Annotated in this window: 21 protein-coding genes; 8 read left to right on the top strand and 13 right to left on the bottom strand. The window is 72.8% G+C overall.

The window, feature by feature from the left end; all coding sequences use genetic code 11:
* Positions 1 to 23: 23 nt before the first annotated feature.
* A complete protein-coding gene (locus FXF51_RS43465; protein ID WP_148440628.1) occupies positions 24 to 1247 on the top strand; it encodes a styrene monooxygenase/indole monooxygenase family protein in 1224 nt (407 codons plus the stop codon).
* Complete coding sequence (locus FXF51_RS43460; RefSeq protein WP_148440627.1) at positions 1244 to 1789, top strand: flavin reductase family protein; 546 nt, start codon at positions 1244 to 1246, stop codon at positions 1787 to 1789. The genes FXF51_RS43465 and FXF51_RS43460 overlap by 4 nt, the downstream gene beginning before the upstream one ends.
* A gap of 11 nt (positions 1790 to 1800) precedes the next feature.
* On the opposite strand, the gene FXF51_RS43455 is transcribed toward FXF51_RS43460, so the two are convergent.
* From FXF51_RS43455 to FXF51_RS43430, 6 genes are read right to left on the bottom strand one after another with little or no spacing between them, the layout of a single operon-like run.
* A complete protein-coding gene (locus tag FXF51_RS43455; protein ID WP_148440626.1) occupies positions 1801 to 3660 on the bottom strand; it encodes a hypothetical protein in 1860 nt (619 codons plus the stop codon).
* A gap of 2 nt (positions 3661 to 3662) precedes the next feature.
* Complete coding sequence (locus tag FXF51_RS43450; protein WP_148440625.1) at positions 3663 to 4493, bottom strand: carbohydrate ABC transporter permease; 831 nt, start codon at positions 4491 to 4493, stop codon at positions 3663 to 3665.
* Positions 4483 to 5424: a carbohydrate ABC transporter permease gene (locus FXF51_RS43445; RefSeq protein ID WP_148440624.1), complete on the bottom strand. Its 942-nt coding sequence runs from the start codon at positions 5422 to 5424 to the stop codon at positions 4483 to 4485. The genes FXF51_RS43450 and FXF51_RS43445 overlap by 11 nt, the downstream gene beginning before the upstream one ends.
* A gap of 1 nt (position 5425) precedes the next feature.
* Positions 5426 to 6679 carry an ABC transporter substrate-binding protein gene (locus FXF51_RS43440; protein ID WP_148440623.1) on the bottom strand — a complete coding sequence of 418 codons (1254 nt, stop codon included), beginning with the start codon at positions 6677 to 6679 and terminating at the stop codon, positions 5426 to 5428.
* A gap of 20 nt (positions 6680 to 6699) precedes the next feature.
* Positions 6700 to 8304, bottom strand: coding sequence for an FAD-dependent oxidoreductase (locus FXF51_RS43435; protein WP_222871723.1), 1605 nt, complete (start codon positions 8302 to 8304; stop codon positions 6700 to 6702).
* Between the two features lie 7 nt (positions 8305 to 8311).
* Positions 8312 to 9322: a LacI family DNA-binding transcriptional regulator gene (locus FXF51_RS43430; protein WP_148440622.1), complete on the bottom strand. Its 1011-nt coding sequence runs from the start codon at positions 9320 to 9322 to the stop codon at positions 8312 to 8314.
* Between the two features lie 307 nt (positions 9323 to 9629).
* Between FXF51_RS43430 and FXF51_RS43425 the strand changes: the two genes are divergently transcribed.
* Positions 9630 to 12698, top strand: a complete 3069-nt coding sequence (locus FXF51_RS43425) for a S8 family serine peptidase (RefSeq protein ID WP_148440621.1) — start codon at positions 9630 to 9632, stop codon at positions 12696 to 12698.
* 287 nt (positions 12699 to 12985) lie between these two features.
* Here FXF51_RS43425 and FXF51_RS43420 read toward each other — a convergent pair whose 3' ends face one another.
* From FXF51_RS43420 to FXF51_RS43410, 3 genes are all read right to left on the bottom strand, one after another.
* Complete coding sequence (locus tag FXF51_RS43420; RefSeq protein WP_148440620.1) at positions 12986 to 15505, bottom strand: sensor histidine kinase; 2520 nt, start codon at positions 15503 to 15505, stop codon at positions 12986 to 12988.
* Positions 15475 to 15858, bottom strand: a complete 384-nt coding sequence (locus FXF51_RS43415; RefSeq protein WP_148440619.1) for a response regulator transcription factor — start codon at positions 15856 to 15858, stop codon at positions 15475 to 15477. The genes FXF51_RS43420 and FXF51_RS43415 overlap by 31 nt, the downstream gene beginning before the upstream one ends.
* 70 nt (positions 15859 to 15928) lie before the next feature.
* On the bottom strand, positions 15929 to 16606 hold the full coding sequence (locus tag FXF51_RS43410; RefSeq protein ID WP_262380215.1) for a response regulator transcription factor: 678 nt from the start codon (positions 16604 to 16606) through the stop codon (positions 15929 to 15931).
* A gap of 176 nt (positions 16607 to 16782) precedes the next feature.
* On the opposite strand from FXF51_RS43410, the gene FXF51_RS43405 reads away from it, so the two are divergent.
* Together FXF51_RS43405 and FXF51_RS43400 are read left to right on the top strand one after the other, a co-directional pair.
* Complete coding sequence (locus tag FXF51_RS43405; RefSeq protein ID WP_148440618.1) at positions 16783 to 17037, top strand: hypothetical protein; 255 nt, start codon at positions 16783 to 16785, stop codon at positions 17035 to 17037.
* The gene (locus tag FXF51_RS43400; RefSeq protein WP_148440617.1) at positions 17024 to 17656 is read left to right on the top strand and encodes a hypothetical protein; all 633 of its coding nucleotides are present in this window, start codon (positions 17024 to 17026) and stop codon (positions 17654 to 17656) included. The genes FXF51_RS43405 and FXF51_RS43400 overlap by 14 nt, the downstream gene beginning before the upstream one ends.
* 201 nt (positions 17657 to 17857) lie before the next feature.
* On the opposite strand, the gene clpX is transcribed toward FXF51_RS43400, so the two are convergent.
* A complete protein-coding gene (gene clpX / locus FXF51_RS43395; protein ID WP_148440616.1) occupies positions 17858 to 19084 on the bottom strand; it encodes an ATP-dependent Clp protease ATP-binding subunit ClpX in 1227 nt (408 codons plus the stop codon).
* A 9-nt stretch (positions 19085 to 19093) separates the two neighbouring features.
* On the bottom strand, positions 19094 to 20272 hold the full coding sequence (locus FXF51_RS43390) for a cytochrome P450 family protein (protein ID WP_148440615.1): 1179 nt from the start codon (positions 20270 to 20272) through the stop codon (positions 19094 to 19096).
* Between the two features lie 82 nt (positions 20273 to 20354).
* On the opposite strand from FXF51_RS43390, the gene FXF51_RS43385 reads away from it, so the two are divergent.
* Entirely contained in the window at positions 20355 to 21425 is a 1071-nt protein-coding gene (locus tag FXF51_RS43385; RefSeq protein ID WP_148440614.1) for a TetR/AcrR family transcriptional regulator, read from the top strand.
* Between the two features lie 227 nt (positions 21426 to 21652).
* Here the strand turns inward: FXF51_RS43385 and FXF51_RS43380 are convergent, their stop codons facing one another.
* Positions 21653 to 21868, bottom strand: a complete 216-nt coding sequence (locus FXF51_RS43380; protein WP_262380214.1) for an SMP-30/gluconolactonase/LRE family protein — start codon at positions 21866 to 21868, stop codon at positions 21653 to 21655.
* Between the two features lie 331 nt (positions 21869 to 22199).
* Here FXF51_RS43380 and FXF51_RS43375 point away from each other — a divergent pair, with 331 nt between their 5' ends.
* Positions 22200 to 23528 (top strand): family 43 glycosylhydrolase, encoded by a 1329-nt coding sequence (locus FXF51_RS43375; RefSeq protein WP_148440613.1) that lies wholly within the window; start codon positions 22200 to 22202, stop codon positions 23526 to 23528.
* Here the strand turns inward: FXF51_RS43375 and FXF51_RS43370 are convergent.
* Entirely contained in the window at positions 23414 to 24454 is a 1041-nt protein-coding gene (locus FXF51_RS43370; protein ID WP_187414902.1) for an EamA family transporter, read from the bottom strand. The two genes, FXF51_RS43375 and FXF51_RS43370, sit on opposite strands and share 115 nt — an antisense overlap.
* Before the next feature lie 76 nt (positions 24455 to 24530).
* Here FXF51_RS43370 and FXF51_RS43365 point away from each other — a divergent pair, with 76 nt between their 5' ends.
* On the top strand, positions 24531 to 25034 hold the full coding sequence (locus FXF51_RS43365) for a MarR family winged helix-turn-helix transcriptional regulator (protein ID WP_148440612.1): 504 nt from the start codon (positions 24531 to 24533) through the stop codon (positions 25032 to 25034).
* Positions 25035 to 25052: the final 18 nt, after the last annotated feature.

Raw genomic sequence — 25052 nt, 5'->3', positions numbered from 1 at the left:
CACCCCGGAAGGGATATATCACCATGCGCGACATCCTCGTCGTCGGCGCCGGCCAGGCGGGCCTGCACCTGGCCATCGGCCTGCTCCAGCAGGGCTACGACGTCACCCTCGTCTCCAACCGCACCCCCGAGTCCATCCGCGACGGCCGGGTGATGTCCGGCCAGGCCATGTTCGGCACCGCGCAGGCCCGCGAGCGGGAGCTGGGCCTCGACTGGTGGGCCGGGGTCTGCCCGCCCATCGACGGCATCGCGCTCACGGTGCCGGCCCCGGACGGCGGCAAGGCGCTCGACTGGGCGGCCCGGCTGGAGGTCCCGGCCCGCGCGGTGGACCAGCGGCTGAAGATGCCGGCCTGGCTGGCCGAGTTCGAGCGGCTCGGCGGCGAGCTCGTCCTGCACGACGCCACCCCCGACGACCTGGAACGGTACGCCGCCCGCCACGACCTGGTCCTGGTCGCCGCCGGGAAGGGGCAGATCGCCTCGCTGTTCGAGCGGGACGCCGCGCGCTCCCCGTACGACGCCCCGCAGCGGGCGCTGGCGGTCACCTACGTCAACGGCCTCCTCCCCCGCCCCTGCCATTCGGCGGTCTGCTTCAACCTGCTGCCCGGCGTGGGCGAGTACTTCGTCTTCCCCGGCCTCACGCACACCGGCCCGTGCGAGATCATGGTGTTCGAGGGCGTGCCCGGCGGCCCCATGGACTGCTGGGGCGACGTGCGCGGCCCGGCCGAGCACCTGGCGCGCAGCCGCGAGATCCTGGAGACGTTCTTCCCGTGGGAGGCCGAGCGCTGCGCCGGGATCGAGCTCACCGACGCCGGCGCGACCCTGACCGGCCGTTTCGCGCCCACGGTGCGCCGCCCCGTGGCCGTGCTGCCGTCCGGCGCGCCGGTGCTCGGCGTCGCCGACGTCGTGGTGCTCAACGACCCGATCACCGGCCAGGGCAGCAACAACGCCGCCAAGTGCGCCGCCGGCTACCTGCGGGCCATCGTGGAGCGGGGCGCGCAGCCGTTCGACGCCGACTGGATGAACCGGACGTTCGACCGCTTCTGGACGCAGGCCCGGCACGTCACCGACTGGACCAACGCCCTGCTGGCGCCCGCCGAGCCGCACCACCTTTCGCTGCTGGGCGCCGCCGGGCAGAGCCAGGAGATCGCCTCCCGGTTCGTCAACGGCTTCGACGACCCGGCCGACTTCGCCGACTGGTTCATGGACGCCGGCCGGGCCGAGGCCTACCTGAGCAGGGTCGCGGCATGAGGGCGTTGCGTGAGGCCTTCGGGCAGTTCGCCACCGGGGTGGCGGTGGTCACGACGGTGACCGGTGGCGGGGAGCGGGCGGGGGTGACCGTCAACTCCTTCACCTCGGTCTCGCTCGACCCGCCGCTGGTGCTGTGGTGCCTGTCGGACCGGGCGCCCAGCGCGCCGCTCTTCCTGCGGGCCGGGCGGTTCGCGGTGAACGTGCTGGCCGCCGATCAGGACCACCTCTCCAGGCGCTTCGCCACGCCCGCCGCCGACAAGTTCGCCGGGGTGGAGCTGGCCGGCGGGCCAACGCTCGGCACGCCGCCGCTCGGCACGCCACTGCCCGCCTCGCCGCCGCTCGGCTCGCCGCCGCTGCCGGTGCTCGCCGGGGCGCTGGCCACGTTCGTCTGCCGGACGGAGCGGGTGCACGACGGCGGCGACCACCACATCTTCGTCGGCGCGGTGGAGCGCTACCAGCGGGCCGACGGGGAGCCGCTGGTCTTCCACGCCGGCCGCTACCGCGAGTTCTGGCCCGGACCGGCCCTGGCCCGCCCGGCTTGACTCGAACCGGGTCAGCCCAGGATCACCTTGAGGTCGAACGTGCCCTGGTGCGGGACGCGCAGGGCGTGGAAGCGGCGCGACCCGTCGCGGAAGTACCGGACGGTCCCCGCCGCGAGCGTCGCGGGCAGCGCGACACCCCACCGGAAGCGGATCGTGGTACGCCCCCGCCGCAGGTCGAAGCCGTCGGCGGTGGCGGTCGCGGAGCCGCCGAACACGCCCGGCGTGCCGTCGGTGAAGGTGAGCACGTCCTCCGGCCGCAGGACGAGGGGGATCTGCTCGGTGGCGGGCTGGTTCGCCGTGACGGTGCGCCGGACCGTGCGCCGGGTGACCAGGACGTCGGTGGTGACGGACGCGTTGCCGTAGCGGATGCCGAGCGCGGCGGGGGCGTGGCCGCCGGTCCACTCGGCGCCGCCGGGCGCGCCGCGGAAGTAGGTGGCGGGCAGCGGCCCGTCGGAGTCGGGGACCTGCCCGGGGAAGACGGTGGCCCAGCAGGCGTGGTCGTTGTCGTTGAGCCCGCAGATGACGGTGCCGGCCTCGGGGTGCCACAGGAAGGTCAGGCCGGTGCGGCCGCGTGAGGCGCGCTCGCCGAAGTAGCCGCCCAGGTACAGACCGGGCTTGCGGACGTAGAGGAAGTCGAGATCGCCGTCCCTGCGCAACTCGGCGAAGTCCGACGAGCGCAGGTAGGGCAGGTCCGCGATGGCGGCGGCCCGCTGCCGCCTGCTGGGGAACCGCTCGTCGTACAGGCCGTGGGTGAGGATGCGCGGCGAGGTGTCCTGCTTGGCGAGCGGCCGCACGGGCTCGGTGGACGCGGCCCAGGCGGCGCGGGCAGCGGCGAGGTCCTCGCGGGCGGTCATGAACGCCGACAGCAGCGGCACCTGGCGGGTGAACGTCCAGTTGAGCGCGGTCCTGTCGGGGTCGGGCCGCACCTCGTCGTACCAGCGGGCGCTGGTGCGGGTGGAGGGGGCGACGTTGACCAGGTAGCCGGAGCCGTCGGGCTCGCGCAGCAGGTTGTAGGACAGGAAGCCGGTGAAGGCGCGGGCCATGTCCACCAGGTGCGGGTCCGGGTTCTGCTGGTAGGCGTCGGCCAGTTCGGGCAGCATGACCTCGAAGTTGTAGTTCATGTCGTGGCCGCCCTCCTCGGGGAAGAAGCCGGCGGGGCTCACGCCGGTCGCGGCGATCCTGGCGAACGCCCCGGTCAGGCCCGCCGACAGCGCGGGGTCGGGGTCGAGCCGCAGCGCGAGCGCGGCTCCCGCCAGACCGGAGGCGGTCTGGTTGGCGTAGCGCAGCGGCTCCTGCCAGACGGTGCGGTTGGCCTGGTCGAGGAACCAGGTCATGGCGCGGTGCAGGGCGGCGGCGAGCTGGGCCTGCCTGGCGGGCAGCGCCCCGGTCGCGCGCAGGATGCGCAGCGTCTTGGCCAGGTAGCCGATGCCGAACCCGGTGGGCGCCAGGCCGTGCTCGTTCCTGCTGTACTCGGGAAAGGAGCCGTCGGCGTGCTGGAGCGACAGGTAGTGGCCGAGGGCCGCGTCGAGCGCGGCCAGCAGGGTCGGGTCGCCCGCGTACGGGTTCCACGGGCGGGCGACGGCGTGGAACCAGGCCAGCGTGAAGACGTGCTCCTGCACCCTGGCGTTGTACGGCGCCGCGGGCGAACGCCACCAGCCACCGGCGAGGAACCCGCTGTCGGCCATGTCGTTGACCATGGGGGCGAGGGTCATCAGGTACGGCGCGAAGCGCTGCTCCTGGGGCGTGAACGACCGGCGGTCCGGGCTGGGCGCCGCAGTCAGATCGGGCAGAGCGGCGGCTGTGGTGGCGGCGACCGGGAGCAGGGTGGCGGCGCGGAGCAGGGTGCGGCGGGAGAGGCGGGGGGTGTGCATGGTCAGCCTTTCAGACCGGTGTGCGCGAGCCCCTCGATGAACTGTCGCTGCGCCAGCACGAAGACAATCAGGATGGGCACGGCGGTCATCGTGGCGGCGGAGAGCTGCACGTTCCACAGGGGCGAGCCGTAGGCGTCGACGAACTGGGTGAGCGCCTGCGGCAGGGTGAACTTCGACGGGGTGGACAGGAACACGATCGGTTCGAGGTAGAGGTTCCAGGAGTGCAGGAAGGTGAAGATCGCGACCGCGCCGAGCGCGGGCCTGGCCAGCGGCAGCGCCACCCGGCAGAAGGTGCCGAAGCGGCCGAGCCCGTCCACTCTGGCGGCCTCCTCCAGCTCGGCGGGCAGCGTGATGAAGAACTGCCGCATGATGAACGTGGCCAGCACGCTGGGCGCGCCGAGGATCGGCACGAGGATCAGCGGCCAGTGCGTGTCGGTCATCCCCGCCGCGTGGAACATCTGGAACAGCGGGACGATCGTCACCTCGCTGGGGATCAGCAGGCCGACCAGCACGACGAGGAAGAGCACGTTCTGCCCGGGGAAGCGGATGCGGGCGAAGGCGTAGCCGGCCATCGCGGCCACCGCCATCGTGCCGGCGGTCACCACGGCGGCGATGTAGAGGCTGTTGAGGTACTGCTGGCCGAACGGCTGCAGCTCGAAGACCCTGGCGTAGGTGGAGAAGTCGAACCTGGAGGGCACCAGCGCGGGCGGGAAGGCGAAGATGTCGCTGATCGGCTTGACCGACGAGGTGACCATCCACCAGGTCGGGAAGACGAACGGGACGCACAGCACGCACAGCGCCGCGTACAGCGCGAGCTTGACCCTACGACTCATGGAAGACCCACTTCCGGCGCAGCCGCCACTGCAGCAGCGTCAGCGCCGCGACGATCAGGAACAGCAGGACCGACAGGGTGGCGCCGTAGCCGAGGTGCCTGAACTGGAAGGCCTGCTGGTACAGGTAGTAGACGAGGACGGTGGTGGACAGGCCGGGCCCGCCCTGGGTGAGCACCGCGATCTGGGCGAACACCTGCAGCGACCCGACCACGGTGATGATCGAGGTGAGCAGGATCGTCGGGCTGATCTGCGGCACCGTGATGCGCGTGAAGCGGGTCCAGGCGCCGGCGCCGTCGAGCTGCGCCGCCTCGTAGAGCTGGCGGGGCACGCCCTGGAGCGCGGCCAGGAACAGCACCATGTTGAGGCCGACGTTCTTGACGACCTGGACGACGACGACCGACAGCAGGGCGGTGGTCTCGCCGCGCAGCCAGTTGGGGCCGTCCACGCCCGCCAGGCCGAGCAGGCCGTTGACGCCGCCGTCCTGCTGGAGCAGGAACTGCCAGACGATGGTCCAGGCGACCAGCGACACCAGCACCGGCGAGAAGAACAGGGTGCGGAAGAACGTGGTGCCGCGCAGCTTCTGGTCGAGCAGGACGGCCAGGGTGAGGGCGAGCGTCAGGTTGAGCACGACCAGGCCGGCGGAGAACAGCGCGGTGCTGGTCAGCACCTGCCCCAGGTTGGGGTCGGCGAGCAGCTTGGCGTAGTTGTCGCCGCCGGCGAAGTCGAACGTGCCCGCCAGCACGTTCCACTCCTGAAGGCTGTAGTAGAGGACCAGGCCGAGGGGCAGCAGGACGAACAGCGCGCTGCCGGCGAGCTGCGGCGAGATGAGCAGGTAGCCGACGAGGGCGTCGCGCCGTGGGATGGTCCAGAAGGGGCGGGCCCGGGTGGCGGCGCGGCCTGCCACCCGGTCGCCGAGATCGGTCGCCGTCACGTCACCCGCCCAGCAGCGGCTGGATCTTCGCGCACACGCCGTCGAGCACCGTCTTGACGTCCGCGCCGGGCTTCCACAGCGGGTCGAGCGCGGCCCTGGCGGTCTGGGCGAGCTCGGCCTGCCCGGTGTGGCTGGGCTTGACCACGCCCTTCTCGATGCCGTCGATCACCACTTCCTGGAGCTGGTCGCCGTTCAGCATGGGGCTGGTCCTGGCCATCGTGGCGGCGGTCAGCAGGGAGGAGCGGGCGGGCGGGAAGTACGCGGCGAGCTTGGCGGAGTTGGCGGCGTTGGTGAAGTAGGCGAGGAAGTCGGCGGCCTGCTCGGCCCTGGGCGACTTCTTCAGCACGCCGATGCCCGCCTGGCCGATGACCGCGTACTCGCCCTTCGGCCCGGCGGGCAGCGGCACCAGGTCCCACGTGAAGGTGGCGTCCTCCAGCATGGCGGCGCGGGAGATCTGGGCGACGGCCATCGCGGTGTCGCCGGAGAAGAAGTCGACGGCGCTGCCGGGCCCCGGCATGGCCTTGTCCGTGAAGATCGACTTGTGCAGGAACGTCATCGCCTCGACCATCTCGGGCGCGTTGAACTGGCAGGTGCCGCCGTCGTCGCTCCACGCCTTGGCGCCCCAGCCCTGCCAGACGGTGGCGAGGTTGTCCCAGGCCTTGTAGTCGAAGTTGAGGATGGTCAGGCCGTTCTTGCCCTTCGCCGCGACGGCCTTGCCGATCTCGCCGGCGTGCTCCCAGTCCCACTGCCCGGCCTTGATCAGGTCACGGGGCGTCTTCTGGCCCGCCTCCTTGACCAGGTCGGTGTTGACGAAGACGCCGAAGGGCGAGGTGGAGAACGGGTAGGCGTACAGCTCGCCGTCGCGCTCCCACAGCCGGGTGGCGGCGGGCACCAGCTCGCCCGCGTTCTCGATCCTGCCTCTGAGCGGGACGAGGGCGCCTGAGCCGACGAAGTCGGGGGCCGAGTTCTCCAGGATCCAGGCCAGGTCGGGGGCGTTGCCGCCGGCGATCTGGGTGGTGAGGGTGGTCGTGTAGTTCTCGAACGGGATGGGGTCGAAGGTGATCTCGCCGGTCTGCGGGTGTGACTTGCGGTATTCGGCGGCGATGTCCTTGAACAGCTTCAGGTGGGCCTCGTTGGAGGTCCAGATCGACATGCGCAGCGGCTGCGGGCCCTGCGCGGCCGGCGCCTCGCCGCCGCCGCACGCGGTGGCTGTGAGGAGGGCGGCCAGCGCGAGAGCGGCCAGGGGTGCTTTCATGGGGGGTTCTCCTTCTCGCGTCAGTAGCCGGTGACGTCGGGCCAGCGCAGCTCCACGCCGTCGCGGACGAGCCGGTGCTGGTAGTCGGCCAGGAGCCGCTCGTCCGCGCGGACGGCGTGCGGCGTGGTGGCGCGGTCCAGGCAGAAGGCGGCGAGCGCGCCGGCCGCCTCGCCGACGTTCCACTCCACCGGGTGCAGGCGGTAGGCGCCGTTGGTGATGTGGGTGGTGCCGATGTTCTTGCCGGCGGGCAGCAGGTTGCCCATCCGCTGCGGGATCAGCGCGCCCAGGGGGATCTGGAACGGGGAGCAGGCGACGTCGATGTAGTTGTCGCCGCCGGTCGAGGGGTGCAGGTCGATGCGGTACATGCCGACGCCCACCGAGTCGGGGTAGGAGACGGCGCCCTTGTCGCCGCGCACCGCCACGGACAGGTCCTGCTCGACGACGGTGGTCAGGGCCCTGATGCGCCGGGACTCGCGGATGTAGGGGGCCTGGGCGAGCCCGTCGGCGCTGCCGGTGACGTCGCCGCGCAGCCGCAGGCCCGGGTAGCCGGTGCCGCCGTCGTGGCGGGGCGCCTCGGTCTGCAGCCAGTACAGCACCGACATGGACAGCTCGCGGGCCGCCGCCAGGTGACGGCCCGCGTCCGGCACGTCGATGACCGGCCCCTCCAGGTAGTCGATCATCGGCCAGTTGACGAGCGTGATGTCGCTCTCGTACGCGCCGGGCCGGAAGTTGCCGCGGGCGGCGATCCTGCGGAAGGTCCACAGGTTGCCGTCGCCGGGGTTGACCCGCTGGTCGGCCTCCACCAGGCGGGGGTCGTCGCCGGGGTTCGGGGTGAAGGAACGCTCCACGATCTCGAGCGTCCGCGGGCTCGGGCAGCGCCACGACAGCAGCCGGTCGCCCCAGAAGGGCGGCTGGTAGGCGCGCCAGAAGTCGTAGGTGGCGGGCTTGTCCACGGTGTGGTCGCCGTCCACGTGGTCGATCGCGAAGCACACGGACACGGCCTGCATGTTCATCGGCTGCGCCTCGGCGGGGGCGCTGGGCTCGCCGGTGTCGCCCTGCGCCTCGAAGCCGGTGACGTACTCGGCTCCGGTCAGCGGCAGCAGCTCGCCGGTCTCGGTGGCGTCCAGCACGTACGCCGCCACCGCGGTGATCTCGCCGCCCCCGTCGCGGTGCGCGAGCCGCACGGCCGTGACGCGGTCGCCGTCCACCTCGGCCCCGACCGGCCGGTACGGCTGCAGCACCCGCAACCGGCCCGACCCCCGGTAGGGGGCGAGCATCGCCTCGATGACCGCGACCGCGACCCTGGGCTCGTGGCACAGCTTGCTGACGTGCCCGGCGCCCGGGTTCAGCTCCCGCCACGCCCGTGCCCGTTCGGTGAGCGGGTAGTGGTCGCGGTAGTAGCGGCGGATGCCGTCGCGCAGCGCCCGGTAGCCGGCCGTGACGCCGAACCGCTCCACCCAGGTGTGCTCGTCCGGCGGCACGGCCTGGCTGGTGAGCTGGCCGCCCAGCCAGTCGTACTCCTCGGTGAGCACCACCGAGCGCCCGGCCCGCAGCAGGGCCAGCGCGGCGGCCACGCCGCCCAGCCCGCCGCCGACGACCAGGGCGTCTGCCGATATCTCGATCAAAGGGGTGTCACCTCTCGTGTGCTTGTGCCAGCGTCGAGCCTTCGACCAGCTCGCACGCCAGTAGTTCCTGCGGGGTGCCGCCGCGTTCCAGGACGCGGGTGAGCAGCTCGACGGCCCTGCGTCCCATCTCCCGTCTGGGGATGCGGAAGCCGGCGAAGTCGAGGTCGGTGGAGACGGGCCTGGTCGGCGCGCCGAGCGCGACGATGGACAGGTCCCGCGGCACGTCGAGGCCGCGGGCGCGGGCGGCCTCGGCGATGGCCACGCCGTCGGCCAGTTCCTCGGCGAAGACCACGCTGGCGCCGCTGTCGAACAGCCCGTCGGCGGCGGGCAGGTGCAGCCCGTGCGCGCCGGTCGCGGCCACGCCCTCGGTGAAGCCGCGCAGCCGGTCGGCGTAGGACTCCGGGCCGCGGCCCGCCCCTACGTAGGCCATCCGGCGGTGCCCGAGCGCCGCCGCCCGCCCGGCCAGCGCGCGCACGGCGGGCGGGTAGTCCGCGCCGACGTACGGCACCGGCCCGCCGGCGTCGTCGCGGCGGCCGACCGAGACGAACGGGATGCCCTCGGCCAGCAGCCTGGACAGGTCCTCGCTGTCGATGGTGCGGCCCAGCAGCACGCACCCGTCGGCCAGCCTGATCCGGCTCTCGGCGCTGAAGATGCGCCGCCGCTCGCCCTGCTCGACCTTGGCGCTGGTGAACAGCAGCAGGTCGCAGCCGGCCTCCTCGGCGCACTCCTCGATCCCGACCAGGAACGGGTGGTAGAAGTCGGCGCTCTCGGCGGGGAAGACGGCCTCGTAGGTGAACACGCCGTAGATGCGGTTGCGACGTTCGGCGAGCCGCCGGGCGGCCGGGTCGGCCACGTAGCCGGTCTCCCTGATCACCGCGAGCACGCGTTCGCGGGTCTCGGGCGAGATCCGCACCTCGCCGTCGGCCCTTCCGTTGAGCACCAGCGACACCGTCGTCTGGCTCACTCCGGCCATGCGCGCGATGTCCTGCTGCGTCAGCCGACGCCCGGAAGCACTCACTGTCCCTCACCCCGATAATGCGTATTAGTTCGGCAATTGTGGGACCGGGCAGAACGGGACGTCAAGGGGTAATAGCTGAAGTAATTCGTATTAGCAGTCACGGGGTGACCGCCGGCCACCCGTGCGTCCGGACTCGTCACTTGACAGAACCTGTGTTGCATTTGTTACGTAAGTGCGATCTTCCGCGCCCATGCCGGGTTCACTCTTTGATCAGCTCTGTCTCCCGTCTCATCCGAGGTGATCAGTGAAGAGGAGTCTGCTCCTCGCAGTGCTCGCGTCCGCGAGCCTGGCGCTCCCGTTAACCGTTTTGCCGGCGACGGCGAACGCCGAACCCGCCCGCCCTGACCGCTTCCAGCGCATCGACGGCGCGTTCGGCTACGCCGGGTTCAAGCCGGCCGCGCTCGACCCCGCCCGGCAGCTCAAGGTGCTCATCCAAGTGGACGGCGACCCGGTCGGCGAGGCGGCGGCCGAGGCCGCCGACGCGGGCAGGACGGTCGACCGGCCGGCCCTGCGCGCCGGGCTCCGCGACAAGCACCGCGACGTCGAGGAGAAGGTCAAGGCGGAGGGCGGCACGGTCCTGTCCTCCTACACCGACACCTTCAACGGCATCGCCGCCTCCGTCCCGCGCCGCAGCCTGCCGGCGATCCAGCAGGCCCCCGGCGTCGTGTCGGTGCACCCGGTACGCACGTTCAAGGCGGACAACACCGCCGGAATCCCCTACATCGGCGCCCCGCAGGCCTGGCAGGACCTGGGCAGGACCGGCGCCGGCGTCAAGGTCGCGGTCATCGACACCGGCATCGACTACACGCACGCCAACTTCGGCGGCTCCGGCGACCCGGCCGCCTTCGCGGGCAACGACGGCACCGTGATCGAGCCCGGCACCTTCCCGACCGCGAAGGTGATCGCCGGTTACGACCTCGTGGGCGACGCCTACGACGCCGGCGACCCCGCCTCGGTGCCGCGGCCCGACCCTGACCCGCTCGACTGCGACGGCCACGGCTCCCACGTGGCGGGCAGCTCGGCCGGCTCCGGGGTGAGCGCCGACGGCAAGACCTACCCCGGCCCGTACGACGCCACCACGCACACGCGGGCCTTCAAGGTCGGCCCCGGTGTGGCGCCGGCGGCCTCGCTGATGGCCTACCGCGTGTTCGGCTGCGCCGGCTCGGCCAGCGAGGACGTCATCGTCTCGGCCATGGAGCGGGCGCTGAAGGACGGCGCCGACGTCGTCAACATGTCGCTCGGCTCCCCCTACGGCCGCGAGGACGAGCCGTCCGCGCAGGCCGTGCGCACGCTCACCCGGGCCGGCGTGACCGTGGTCGCCTCGGCGGGCAACTCCGGGCAGAACGCCTACCTGGTGGGCGCGCCCGCGATCGCCCCGTCGGCCATCTCGGTCGCCGCCCTCGACGCCGCCCGCGCGGAGCTCCCCGCCGCGAAGATCTCCGCCGACGGCACCGAGATCGTCGCGCAGAACTCCAACGAGGCGCCCCTGCCCTCCGGCAGCCTGCCCATCGCGGTGCTGCGGACCAGCTACCCGTCCGGGCCGCTGTCGCTCGGCTGCGACCCCGCCGACTACGCGGCCTACCCCGGCGGCGTGTCGGGCAAGCTGGTGATCACCCTGCGCGGCACCTGCGCCCGGGTCAAGCGGGCGATACTCGGCCAGAAGGCCGGCGCCGCCGCGGTGGCCATGGTCAACACCGACGCCGCCTTCCCCGCGCTCGAAGGGCCGATCACCTCCGACCCCGACACCGGCGAGCAGTACACGGTCACCATCCCGTTCCTCGGCATCAGGAGCACCGACGGCGCCGCCGCCGCGACGCTGGACGGCAAGAGCACCACGCTGACCGCGCTCACCGTGCCCAGCCCGGGCTACTCGCGGCTCGCCTCGTTCTCCTCCGGCGGCCCCGCCAACGTCAGCAGCGCGCTGCGGCCCGACGTGACCGCGCCCGGCGTGTCCGTGGTCTCCACCGGCGTGGGCACCGGCTCCGGCGCCGCGACGATCTCCGGCACCTCGATGGCCTCGCCGATGGTCGCCGGCGTGGCCGCGCTGGTCAAGCAGGCGCACCCGCGCTGGCGGCCCGACCGGATCAAGGCCGCGATCCTGAGCACCGCCGACGCCACGACCAAAATCACCGGCTACACCGCCAGGGTCGCCGGCTCCGGCGTCGTCGCCGCCCGGCAGGCGGTCGGCGCGTCCGTGATCGCCGAGGGCAGGGGCGGCTCGGCCAACCTGTCGTTCGGCCTGAAGTCGCTGACCGGCGCCTACCGGCAGAGCGAGAGCTTCACCATCCGCAACACCGGCGAGCGCGCCGTCACCTACGACCTGGCCGCCGCCTTCACCGGCGAGGCCTACGGCGCGCAGGTCACCGTCTCCCCCAGGACCGTGACCGTGGGCCGCGACAGCAGCCGCGACGTGCACGTCACGCTGTCGCTCAGCGCGCAGGCGGTCGCCGCGCTGCCCGCCGCGGAGACGTCCAACTTCGGCACGGTCGTGCACATCCAGGGCGCGGTCACCGCCACGCCCCGCGCCGCCGCCGAAGGCGTCAGCCCGCTGCGGGCCGCGTTCCTGCTCGTGCCCGACGCCCAGTCCGAGGTACGCTCCGGCAGGCCTGGCAGGTACACCCCGGCCGACGGCGGGCTCGCGACCTCCGTCCAGGTGCGCAACACCGGCGCGCACGCCGGCGCCGCCGACGTCTACGCCTGGGGCGTCACGGACGCCGACGACGTGAAGGGCGCCGAGGACTCGATGGACGTCCGCGCGGCGGGCGTCCAGACGCTGCCCGGCCCGGCTCTCGGCGGCGCCGACACCGACCGGGCGCTGGTCTTCGCGGTCAACACCTCAGGGCGCTGGTCCAACGCGGCGACCGGCGAGTTCGACGTCGCCATCGACTCCACCGGCGACGGGACGCCCGACCACTACCTGGTCGGCGCGGACTACGGGCTGGTCACCACGGGCGACCTCGACGGGCGGTTCGCCACGTTCGTCTTCAAGGCCGACGGGACGCTGGTGGACGCCTGGATCGCCACCGCCCCGATGAACGGCGGCACGCTGCTCATGCCGGTCCTCGCCTCCGAAGTTGGGCTGGCCGAGGGGACCTCTCGGTTCACCTACTCGGTGGCCGGCTTCTCGCAGGTGCCGGACGGGCTCGTGGACGAGACCGAGGCGGCGGTGTTCGACGCCTTCGCCCCGGCGGTCTCGACGGGCGCGTACGTGCCGCTCGCTCCCGGCGCCTCGGCCGCCGTCCCGCTCACCGTCGACCCGGCGCGGCTCGCGGCCACGCCGGCGAAGGGCTGGCTCGTCGTCAGTCTGGACGACCGGAGCGGGCGCGACGAGGCCGACCAGGTCGGTCTCGGCCGCCTGCCCGCCGTCCAGCCCTGACACCCGCCGCCGGACCGCGCACCCCTGACGGCCGCGCGGTCCGGACGGGCCCTGCGATCCCGACCGGCCCCGCGATCCCGACCGGCCCCGCGATCCCGACCGGCCCTGCGATCCCGACCGGCCCCGCGATCCCGACCGGCCCCGCGATCCCGACCGGCCCCGCGATCCCGACCGGCCCTGCGGCCCTGGCGGCCGTGCGGCTCTTCGGCGGCTGTGCGGCTCTGGCGGCGGAAATCATTGCGCGGGCGCTCATCCCCGGCCCCCGGGGGTGGGCGCCCGCCGCGCGTTCACCCCGCGTCGCGATAGGCCGACGCCGGGATGTGCCCGTTCAGCCGCAGCCCGGCCCCCGGGCTGGTCTCGATGGTCAGGCTGCCGCCGATGGCCCCCAGCCGGTCGTACATGTTGGTGATCCCGTGCCCGGTCCGGATCAGCGCCGGATGGCACCCGATCCCGGTGTCGGCGAAGTCGAAGCAGAGCCCGTCCCGCTCCCGCAGGTCGATGGTGACGGCGGCCCGCTCCCCCGCGTGCTTGCTGGCGTTCTGCAGAGCCTCCAGCAGGCAGAAGTAGATGTTGATCTCGATCTCGGGCGGGTAGCGGCCGACCCCGGTGGCCCGCACCTCGGTGGGGATCGGCGCATGCTGGGCCGCCGTCCGCAGCGCCACCTCCAGCCCCGACTCGGCGAGCTGCGGCGGATAGATGCCGTGCGCCAGATCCCGCAGCTCGGCCTGCGCCTCGCTCAGGTCGCGGGAGAGCTGCCCGAGCACGGGAACCGCCTGCGCCGGATCGGTCTCCATCAGCCGCTGGGCCACCCTCGACTGCACGGCCGCCGCGACGAGCCGCTGCTGGGCGCCGTCGTGCAGGTTCCGTTCGATCTGGCGGCGCTCCCTGTCGGCCGCCGCGACCAGGCGGGCGCGCGATTCCTGCAGCGCCTCCGCCCTGGCCACCAGCAGCACGTGGTTGTGCCAGGCCAGGTACGAGGCCCTGGTCAGGCCCAGCACCACCAGGGCGATGACGACGGTGGCGACCAGCCATCTGGGGGCGTTCTCGAACCCGGCGCCGGAGGCCAGCCGCCCGGCGAGGGTGACGGCGACGGCGGCGGCCACCGTACCACCCATGACGACCTTGAAGCGCCGCCGCGGCAGGAACGCCACCGACAGCAGCACCGGCGACACGCACACCAGCGTCGCGTACGGCAGGGCGGCCGGGATCAGCGCGGTCAGCGTCAGCGCGTAACCCCAGGTGATGCCCGCCGACAGGCCGATGGCGTGGTCGATGCGGTGCCGCTTGACGACCCGCAGCGCCGCCATGACCAGCAGGATCACCGTGACGCAGCCGCCGGCCAGGGCGAGCAGCCAGAGCTTGTGCACGCCGGTGAAGGCGGCGGTGGCGACCGCGCCCGCGCCGAGTGCCACGCCCATGATCGCCCACAGGCCGGTGACGATGTACTGGTGGGGGTGCGGGTGGGTGCTGCGTTGCAGGCTGGTGTAGAGCCGGGCGATGAGGTGCCAGACGGCGTGCAGCGCGTCGCGCAGGGCGCCGCCCCGCTCCTGGCGGGAACGCTCCACGCCGGCGCTCTCCAGCGCGGAGCGCGGCAGGTGCCCGTGCAGGCGCAGGCCGCCGCCCGGCCGGGTGTCGATGGTGAGGGTGCCGCCGATGGCGCCCAGCCGGTCGTTCATGTTGATCATGCCGGTGCCGTGGTGGACGACGTCGGGGTGGCAGCCCACGCCGGTGTCGCGGAAGTCGAAGGACAGGCCGTTGCGGTCCTGGAGGGTGATGACGGCCGTGGCCTGCTCCCCCGCGTGCTTGATCGCGTTGCGCAGCGCCTCCAGCAGGCAGAAGTAGATGTTGATCTCGATCTCGGGCGGGTAGCGGCCGACGCCGGTCGCGTGCACCTGGGTGGGGATCGGGGCGTGCTGGGCGGCCGCGCGCAGCGCCGTCTCCAGGCCGTACTGGCCGAGCTGAGGCGGGTAGATGCCGTGCGCCAGGCCGCGCAGCTCCGCGCTGGCCTCCTGGAGGTCGTCCGACAGGCGGGACAGCAGCGGGCCCGCCCGCCCGGGGTCGTCGTCGAGCAGGCAGCGGGCCTGCCGCGCCTGTTCGGCGGCGGCGGCCAGGCGCTGCTGGGCGCCCTCGTGCAGGTTGCGCTCGATCCGGCAGCGCTCGCGGTCGGCCGCCGCGACCAGCCGGGCGCGCGACTCGCGCAGCGCCTCGGCCCTGGCGACCAGCATGCCGTGGTTCTGCCACGCGGCCAGCGACACCAGGATCGTGATGAACGGGATGAACACGATCGCCAGCGCGTCGGCGACCGACTTCGGCACCAGCCGCTCCAGCCCGACCCCCGGAGTCAGGCTGCCGACGACCACCAGCACCGTGCCGACCAGCATCGTCGCGCCGAGCATGGCCGACAGCCGCTCGTGGTTCATGTGCTGCACGGCGACCAGCACCGGCAGCAGCACCGCCAGCGTCAGCGTGGCCAGCGCGAACGGCACCACCGACGTGACGGCCACCGCCACGATCCAGTTGGACAGCGCGAAGACCACGACCGCGGCGAACCGCCGGTAGCTGTGGATCAGGTGGATGGCCCGCAGCAGGAACGCCGCCATGGTGAGCAGCAGCGCGACGATGACCAGCAGCCAGCCCTCACGCCGTACCCCCACCCACAGCGCCGCGATCCACACGGCGGCCACCACGACGCCGATCAGGTCGGCCTGGATGTAGGTGCGCAGCCGCTCCCACTCCGGCGCCCCGATCTCGATGATCTCGTGCCCCCGCAGGCCGGTTAAGACTCTGCGCGCCCCCCGTCGCTCCACAACGCCTCCAGTTCGTCGGGGCCGAAGCGGTCCTTGTGCCGATAATGGGCCCCCATCACCATCGCGTCACGAGGCAGCTCCTCTGTGTTGTTGACCGACAGCAGCACCACCGTGACGTCCGGATGCCCGCACCTGATGCGCCGGGCGGCCTCCAGCCCGCCCATGCCGGGCATGTTCACGTCCATCAGCACCATCCCGACCGGGTGGGCCTCCAGGAAGTCGAGCGCCTCCTCGCCGCTGGTGGCCTCCCCCGCCAGCACGAACCCGTCCACCACCGCGATCACGCCGGCCACGGCCCGGCGGAACGACGGCAGGTCGTCCACCACCAGAACGCGCACGAGCTGTTGGTTCACAAGCTGATCGTCGCATTCAAGCGCCGTCGTGTCGGTGGTGCCACCATCACTATCGGGCCCGTTTCCGTCCTCACTCGGACGCGGAACCCGAGTCGAGGAACATCAGCACCGCCTTGACCCGCCGGTTGGTGTCGCGGTCGCCGCGCAGGCCGAGCTTGACGAAGATGGAGTTGATGTACTTCTCGACCGCGCGCTCGGAGACGTTGAACGCGGTCGCGATGGCCAGGTTCGACCGTCCGGCGGCGACCTCGGCCAGGGTCTCGCGCTCGCGCGGCGTCAGGTGCCCCAGCAGGCCGGCGTCGTTGCGCGCCTTGGCCGACACCAGCGACTCGACCACCACCGGATCGATGAACGAGCCGCCGAAGGCGACCGTGCGCACCGCCGAGATCAGCTCGCCGGGCGCGGCGATGCGCTCCTTGAGCAGGTAGCCGCGCCTGCTGCTGCCCTGCTCGATCAGGGCCAGCAGGTACGTCGGATCGAGGAACTGCGACAGCACCAGCACGGCCACGTCCGGATGGCTGGCCCGCAGCGCCGTGGCCGCCCTGATGCCCTCGTCGCTCATCGTCGGCGGCATGCGGATGTCGGTGACGACGACGTCCGGTTTCTCCTGGCCGACGCACTCCATCAGCGCCTCGTAGCCCGAGCAGACGCCGACGACCTCGGCCCCGGACTCGGTCGCGATGAGAGCCTCGATACCGGCCCGCACCAGCAGGTGGTCCTCGGCGATCACCACGCGGAAGGACGTCACGTGGCAAACGTTAGTCCGCCGCCCCCCGCACACTCAACGGGTGCGGAAAACCGAACCACCGACTCGGAAGCCAGCTTTATCGCTGAATTAGCGGGCGCGGGCCAAACTGGCCCTATCGGCAGACGACCTGCGAACGGATATGAGGGGTTTCACAACGACAAAGACGGAGGGGGGCGGTGACCGAAATGCTTCAGCGAGTATCGCGATTCAGGTCCTACGTCAGCGAACTGCTGGCGCGCGCCGACCGGGCGTTGTACGCGGACCAGGACGAGCGGGCCCGCCGGTACGGGTGGACGGTCACCAGGACGGGGTTCGGCTCCCGGCGCTATCGCGACCCGCGCTTCGACGCGCTCAAGGCGGCCCGCCTGCGCGAGCTGCGCGCCGCCGGGGAGCCGTCGGCCGTAGGAGATGATCGACATGTTCCCGCGTAATCCGCGGCACAACCCGTACGCGCCGGTCGAGCCCCTGATCATGTGGCAGGGGCCGGGCCTGGTCACGCGGCTGTGGCGGTGGCGCACGGAGATCGTGCTGCTCACCCTCGCGGCCGGGGCGGTGCTCGCGTTCGTGTCCGCCGTGGGACAGGGGATGTGGTGGGCGACGGTCGCGCTGGCGGGCACCGTCTGCGTGCCCGCCGCGGTGCCGGTCGGGCGGAAATGGGTGCGGCGGCACTTCTGGTGCCTGTTCTCGCGGCACCGGATCCAGCGGGTGTGCGCGCAGACGTCCATGCACACCCGCAAAGGCAGAATTCCACTGATCCTCTGGATAACGCCGGCGGACTTCGGGGAAAGGGCGTTCATTCTGCTCCGGGCCGGGATTTGCGCCGACGACTTCGAGGCGTTCGGCGCGGAAATAGCGGCGGCCTGCTGCGCGGCTTCGGTCCGGGTGCGGCGGCACCCGCGCAGGGCCCACTTCGTCACGGTGGACGTCGTGCGCCGGGCCACGGACGACGACGTGCCGTGCGATGCGGGGGACGACAGGCTCGGGGCGGGGACGTGGGGCGACGGCGGGCAGGGCGGCGCGAGCCGCCCGCTGGAGAGGCTGGCCGGCTAGACCCCCGCCCCATCCACCTGGGCGGACGAGGCTCACGCCACCCGAGCCTCCCGCCCTTCGAAGCCTCAGGGCGCACCGGGGCCACCGGGCCGCCCCGGCCTTGGGGCTCCGGCCACCCGGACGGGTGCGACTTCGTCCGGGTGGCCGGCGTTTGCGCAGCCGGCCGGTGCCGCGCCGGCCGGCTGCGCGACGCCTTCCCCTTCACGCGGATCTCTCGCGGCGGTGCCGGTCGTGCCGGTCGCGGGGCACCAGGGTCGGGTTGACCTTGTCCAGCACCGTCTGCCTGGTGATCACGACGCGCCCCGCGGGAATCTCGTACATGACGTCCAGCAGCACCTCCTCCATGATCGCGCGCACCGCCCTGGCCCCGGTGCGGCGCAGCAGCGCCTGCTCGGCGACGGCGGCCACGGCGTCCGGCTCGAACTCCAGCTCCACCCCGTCCAGCTCCAGCAGCCGCCGGTACTGCTTGATCAGCGCGTCGCGCGGCTCGGTCAGAATGCGCATCAGCGCCTCCCGGTCCGGCGGGCGCAGCGTCGCCACCACGGGCATCCGGCCGACGAACTCCGGGATGAACCCGTACCGGACGAGGTCCTGCGGCATCACCTGGGAGAGCACCTCCTCATCGGCCCGCGGGCGCGGGGCGGCGCCGAAGCCCGCGCCGCCGCGGGCGACGCGCCGTTCGACGATCCGCTCCAGCCCGTCGAACGCGCCGCCCGCGATGAACAGCACGTTCGTCGTGTCGAGCTGGATGAGGTCCTGGTGGGGGTGCTTCCTGCCACCCTGCGGCGGCACGCCGGCCACCGTCCCCTCCAGGATCTTCAGCAGCGCCTGCTGCACGCCCTCCCCCGACACGTCGCGGGTGATCGACGGGTTCTCACTCTTACGGGCGAGCTTGTCGATCTCGTCGATGTAGACGATGCCGGTGCCGGCCCTGGCCAGGTCGTGGCCGGCGGCCTGGACGAGGGCGAGCAGCATGGCCTCGACGTCCTCGCCGACGTACCCGGCCTCGGTGAGCGCGGTGGCGTCGGCGACGGCGAACGGCACGTCGAGCAGCCGGGCGAGCGTCCGCACCAGGTGGGTCTTGCCGCTGCCCGTGGGGCCGAGGAGCAGGATGTTGGACTTGCCCAGCTCGGCCTCCGGCGCGCGGACGCGCTTGTAGTGGTTGTAGACGGCCACCGCCAGGGCGCGTTTGGCCTGGTCCTGGCCGATCACGTACTGGTCGAGGAAGTCGTGGGTCTCGCGCGGCCTGGGCAGCTCCGGTGCCTGCGCCGCCGCGCGTTCCCCGGCCATCAGCTCGGTGCACCGCCCCACGCACTCGTCGCAGATGCAGACGGTGTGCGGGCCGGCGATGAGCCTGCGCACCTCGCTCTGGCTCCTGCCGCAGAACGAGCAGTGCGGCAGGCCGCCGCCCTTGCCGGTGCGTGCCATCGCGCCGCCTCAGCCCGCCGGGCGCAGGGTCACGGGCAGGGACGCCAGCCGCCGCGTCCCCGGGTCGGGCAGGTACGCCGCCTCCCCCGCGAGCGCCAGGCCGGGGAAGCGGCGCAGCAGCGTCCCGAGCGCGACGCCGGTCTGCACGCGGGCCAGCGACGCGCCGACGCAGAAGTGCGGCCCGTGACCGAACCCGAGGTGCGGCCCCGGCTCGCGGGTGAGGTCGAGCCTGTCGGGGTCGTCGAACACGCGCGGGTCCCGGTTGGCCGAGGCGACGGACACGGTGACCGGCTGCCCCTCAGGGATGGGCACGCCGCCGATCTCGACGTCCTCGGTGGCGAAGCGCGGCACGGTCATCGGCTGGGGCGGGCTCCAGCGGGCCAGCTCGTCCACGGCGCGCGGCATGAGCGCGGGGTCCGCGCGCAGCGCGGCGAGCTGGTCAGGGTGGGCGAGCAGGGTGGCGACGGCGTTCGCGATGAGGTTGGCGGGGGTCTGGCCTGCCAGGACGAGCAGCCACACCATGGTGATCAGCTCGTCGTCAGAGAGCCGGTCGCCGTCCTCCTCCACCACGCGGGCCAGGTCGGACACCAGCCCGTCGCCCGGCTCGTCCTTGACTGCCGCGATCGCGGCCCGGGCGTCGCCGATGATCGCGGGGATGGCCCGCGCGAACTTCTCGCCGTGCCCGGCGGCGATGGCGGCGCCGTACTCGCGCCAGCGCGGGCGGTCGGCGGGCGGGATGCCGGCCAGCTCGCAGATCACGTCGATCGGCAGCGGCTTGGCGAACCGGTCGAGCAGGTCCACCGGCTCCCGCTCCGGCAGCTCGCCGAGCAGCCCTTCGACGATCCGCTCGACGCGCCCGGCGAACTCGGCGGCCCTGCGCGGCGTGAACGCGGGCGCGACCAGCCTGCGCAGCCGCGCATGCTCGGCGCCGTTCGTCTCGGACATCGTACGCAGGTACGGCCGGCAGTGCTCCGGCACGTCGGGCCGCATGAAGCTGGACTGCTCGATCCGCATGCGCGGGTCGGCCAGCATCGCCCTGGCCTCCTCGTGCCGCGTCACCGCCCAGAACGGGCCGAACCCGGGCACCAGCAGCCGCGCCACCGCGGACTGCTCCCTGACCTGCGCGTACGCCGTGTACGGGTCGTGCAGCACCGCCGGGTCGGTCAGGTCGATCTCCGGCACATCCATGGCTGGCCTCGTTTCGAATGATCCCATCATCTGGATGTTCACGGTATCTTGGCTGCGGAGCACCCGGCAACGAGGAGGACGGTTGGCCCGGCTCACCCGAGCGGAGACGCAGGAGCGCAATCGGGGGAAAGTGCTGGCCGCTGCCAGGGCGGAGTTCGCCGAGCGCGGATTCAGGGAAGCGAAGATCGACGACATCGCCGACCGGGCCGAGCTCACGCGCGGCGCGGTCTACTCCAACTTCCCCGGCAAGCGGGCGCTCTACTTCGCCGTGCTGGCCGACCTGGCCGAACGCGCCCCGGTGACCACCCCGGAGGAGCCCGCGCTGACCGTGCGGGAGGCTCTCGGCGAGCTGGCGCGCGTCTGGGTGACCCGGCTGCCGCTGGCCACCGAGGGCGAGCACGAGCCGAGCAGGCTGAGCATGCACCTGATCCCCGAGATCCTCGCCGACGAGGTCACCCGGCGGCCGTACGCGCAGCTCATGCAGCTCAACGCGGTCCTGCTCGGGCTGGCGATGGAGCGGCTGCGCCCGCCGCGCGAGCCGGACGGGCGGCTGGTGCGGCTGGCCGAGTCCGTGCTGACGGTGTTGCAGGGGGCCACGCAGCTCACGGCCGCCGCGCCGGGGTTCGTCGACCCGTTCAACGTGATCAGGGTGTGCGAGCAGCTCGCGGACCTCGACCTGGGTGACCGGTGGGCGCCGGCGCCGCTGCTCCCCCGCGTCCGGGAGACCGACGAGCCCTGGAAGCCGCCGCCGGGCGCCCTCGACGCGGTCGCGGGCGCGCCCGCGCGGCTGGAGCGTGACGGCGTGGTGGCGGTGCTCGGGCTGAACCGGCTCTCGGCCGTCGAGGACGTGGCGCGCGCGGCGCCCGCCGAGGCCGAGGTCACCGCCGTCGTGGTGACGGGCGCGCCCAAGGAGCTGCTGCCGCTGGCCCGGCTGGTGCTCGCCGAGGTGAGCACGTGCCTGCGGCAGGCGTTCCCGCGGCCCGCCTGGCCGCGGCTGCGGGTGGTCCACGACGAGAGCGGCGCGCTGGCGGCGGCGGCCGGAGTGGCCGAGCCGGGCGACGCCACGGAGGTCGCGTTGCGCGTGGAGTCGGGGCGGATCGTGGTGCGCGCGGACGGCTACGGCGCCGGGCACGCGGCAGCCGAACGCCGCTGACCTGGGCGGGCACGAACACTGCGACGGGTTGCGCTCCGGATGGAACCGGGGGGCATGGACGAGCGGTCCAAGCTATGGGCGACGTTCACGCCGGTGTCCCGCCCGTCGGCCGCCCGCGAGGCAGGCCGTGGTGTTGCAGCCGTGGTGTTGCAGGGGAGCCGGGTGACGCCGCGGACGGCCCTTCCCGTCCGCCGCGAACGCTGGACGTCGCCCCCCGCCAACCCCGCTCACAGGGTGGTGGGCAGCACCGGCAAGCCCCGGACGCCCGGGTCGGCGCAGAAGAGCGCACCCGCCTCCGGCTGCTCCTCCCGGTCCACGTCCAGCGCCGACGTGGTGATGAACAGCCGGTCGAGCCCCTCACCGCCGAACGTCACCGCCGTCACCTTGCGCACCGGCAGCCGGACGACGGCGTCGAGCCGCCCGCCCGGGTCGTACCGGTGCACGGCCCCGCCCCGGCGTAGTACGCCAGCCGCCCGTCCGGGCTGAAGCCGAACCCGTTGGAGATCGTCACCCCGGGCAGCACCACCCACATGCGCTCTCCGCTCTGATCACGGACGCCACCTAACCGCGCGGCACCCCCGTCCGACAAGTCCGTTACGCGAACGTTACGAGAGATCTTCCGAACGATCGCTTGACCAGCGCTTTTGCCGTGAAAGCCCTGAACGGAAGGGCCATGGGAGATTTCTTCCGGGTTATTGACGAAATTAATGCGACTTGGGCAGACTCTCCGCAACGGCGGCCCCCGCACCCGTCCCACGTGGAAGGACACAACTGATGACTGGTTCCGACAACGGGTTGAACGTCGATCGGCGATCGCTGCTGACCGGCGTGGCGGGCCTGCTGGGAGCGGCGGCGCTGCCCGCGACCGCCGCCCAGGCGTCCACGGGCGGCACGTCGCTGCGGCGTCACCCGGAGAACTGGCCGGAACTCGAGCCCTACGGCCTCGCCGACACCCGGGAGGACCTGTGGCCGCGTGCGGACAACTCCTTCATCCTCCCCCTCGAACTGCGGCCCCGCGACCAGGAGCTCGGCCGGGTCTGGATTCGCGACACCTACGTCAACTGCTTCCGCGTCGGCGGGCGCCCGCTCTACGTCGCCACCGGCACCACCCGCGTGCCCGGGCTCGCCGCCGCCGGACCGTGGAACGACGGCATCTTCGTGTGGACGGCCCGGTCGCTGCGCGGGCCGTGGCGGCTGGCGGACACCACCCGCATCCGGCCGGACGCCGAGAAGGGCAAGGTGTGGTCACCCGAGTTCGCCGGCGAGAACCAGCCGGGACGGACGGTCGTCGCGCCGTGGCAGGAGTACTGGACCGACGAGGGCCAGTTCGGCAAGCGCGGCAACGCGTGGGCGCCGGAGGTGCACTACTTCCGCGGCAAGTGGTACATCGTGGCGTGCATGGGCGACCACTCCCAGAAGGTCGGCTCGTTCATGCTGGTCAGCGATGGCGGGGTCGAGGGGCCGTACCGGCTGGTCGAGGGCAACCTCGACAAGCCGTTCGGCGACTCGTTCATCGGCGGGCCCAACTGGATCAAGCCGGGCGCCTACCACCACATCGACGGCAGCCTCTACACCGAGGGCGACGACGCGTGGCTGGTGCTGCACAACCACCTGTACGCCAAGTTCCGTGACGACATGGAGGACATCGTCCCGGTCACGAACCTGCCGAAGTTCCAGCAGACGGCCTACACGCCCGAGCCGTACCTCGAAGGCGCCTACGTCTTCAAGCACGGCGGCAAGTACTACCTGCTGCACGCCGCCTGGGATCGGTCGTCGGCCAACGCCGACGGCAGCACCCGCTACGCCTACGACACGGCGGCCCCCGGGCGGGTGCAGTACCAGTACGACGCGGTCGTGGCCGTGTCGGACACCTTCGAGGGCCCGTACTCCAAGCGGTGGACGGCGGGGGTCGGGGCCGGTCACAACAACTTCTTCACCGATCACAGCGGTCACGTCTGGGCGACGTTCTTCCGCAACCCGGCGTTCGGCTACTGGGCCGACCCGTCGCGCGTCGCCGACGCCGCGGTGGCGGGCGTGGTGCGGATGGAGTGGACGGGCCCCGAGGGCAACCGCCTGTACGTGCAGCGGCGTCGCGGCCACTGACCCTCACCGGAGGGCCGCACCCGCGCGGCGGACCACCGCCGGGGAGGCCGCACCCGCGCGGCCTCCCGCCGCCGGGAGGGTTGCACCTGCGCGACGACCAGCGCACCCAGTACGATCACCGCGCCGAACCCCTGGGCCACCGTGAGCTCCTGGCCGAGCACGACCCACCCCAGCATGGTGGCCACGACGGGGCTGAGCAGCCCGAGGAACGTGACCTTGGTCGCCGGCAGCACCCGCAGCCCCCTGAACCACAGGGCGTAGGCGAGCGCCGCCCCGACGAGCGAGAGATAGGCGTACCCGGCGACGTTCGCGCCGCTCAGCCCGGCCGGCGGCGCGCCCTCGACGACGAGCGCGACGGGCACCAGCAGCAGCCCGCCCGCGACGAGCTGCCATCCGGTGGTGGCCAGCAACGGCGCGGGCGACTGCCACCGCTTGCTCAGCACCACCCCCACCGCCATCACGGCGGCCCCGCCGAGCGCGGCGGCCACGCCCAGCGCGTCCAGCCGCGCGTCGGCGCGCAGCACGAGCAGGCTGACCCCGGCCACACCCGCCGCGGCGGCCAGCAGGGTGCGCACCGTGAGCCGCTCGCCGAGCAGCCCGGCCGACAACAGGGCGACCAGCAGCGGCTGGACGGCGCCGACGGTCGCCGCCACCCCTCCGGGCAGCCGGTAGGCCCCCACGAACAGCAACGCGAAGAACACCCCGATGTTCAGCGCGCCCAGCATCAGCGCCCGCCACCACCAGATCCCCTGAGGCAGGCGGCGGGTGATGGCGACGAGGAGCAACCCGGCGGGCAGCGCCCTGATCACCGCGGCGAGGAGGGGGCGGCCGGGCGGAAGCAGCTCGGTGGTGACGAGGTAGGTGGTGCCCCAGATGGCGGGGGTCAACGCGGTCAGGAGGATGACGCCACGGTGATTTCTTAGCACTAAGACAAAGTACCTCAACGCTAAGATATCTGTCACTACATTTACCTCACCGCTAAGACATCGGTAGGCTGAGGCGGTGGCCGATCATGTCGAACTCGTCCTGAAGCAGTGGCACGACCAGCGTCCCGACCTGGACGTCACCCCGATGGGGGTGGTCGGGCGGCTGGCGCGGCTGCACCGGCTGATCGACGCCGAGTTGCGCCGGACGTTCGCGGCTCACGAGCTGGACTCGGCCTCGTTCGACGTTCTGGCCACGCTGCGGCGCAGCGACCCGCCGCACCGGCTGACCCCGGCCGAGCTGATGCGCGCGTCCATGATCACCTCGGGGGCCGTCACGCAGCGGCTCGACCGGATGGAGGCGCGCGGGCTGGTGACGCGCACGCCCAGCGAGTCGGACGGGCGCGTCGTGCACGTGACGCTGACGGAGGAGGGGTTCGCGCTGATCGAGCGGGTGCTGCCGGATCATGTCGCGACGGAGCACCGGGTGCTCGCCGCGCTCACGGCCGAGCAGCGCGACGCCCTCGCGGGGACGCTGCGCGACCTGCTCGAATCACTGGGGGACACGACGGGCGCGCCCTGACGCGCGCGGGGCGGTGCG

The organism is Nonomuraea sp. PA05, from assembly GCF_008086045.1.
Lineage (GTDB): Bacteria > Actinomycetota > Actinomycetes > Streptosporangiales > Streptosporangiaceae > Nonomuraea > Nonomuraea monospora.
Note: the sequence above shows the minus strand (reverse complement) of the source record. Positions and strands in the feature narration are given on the sequence as shown.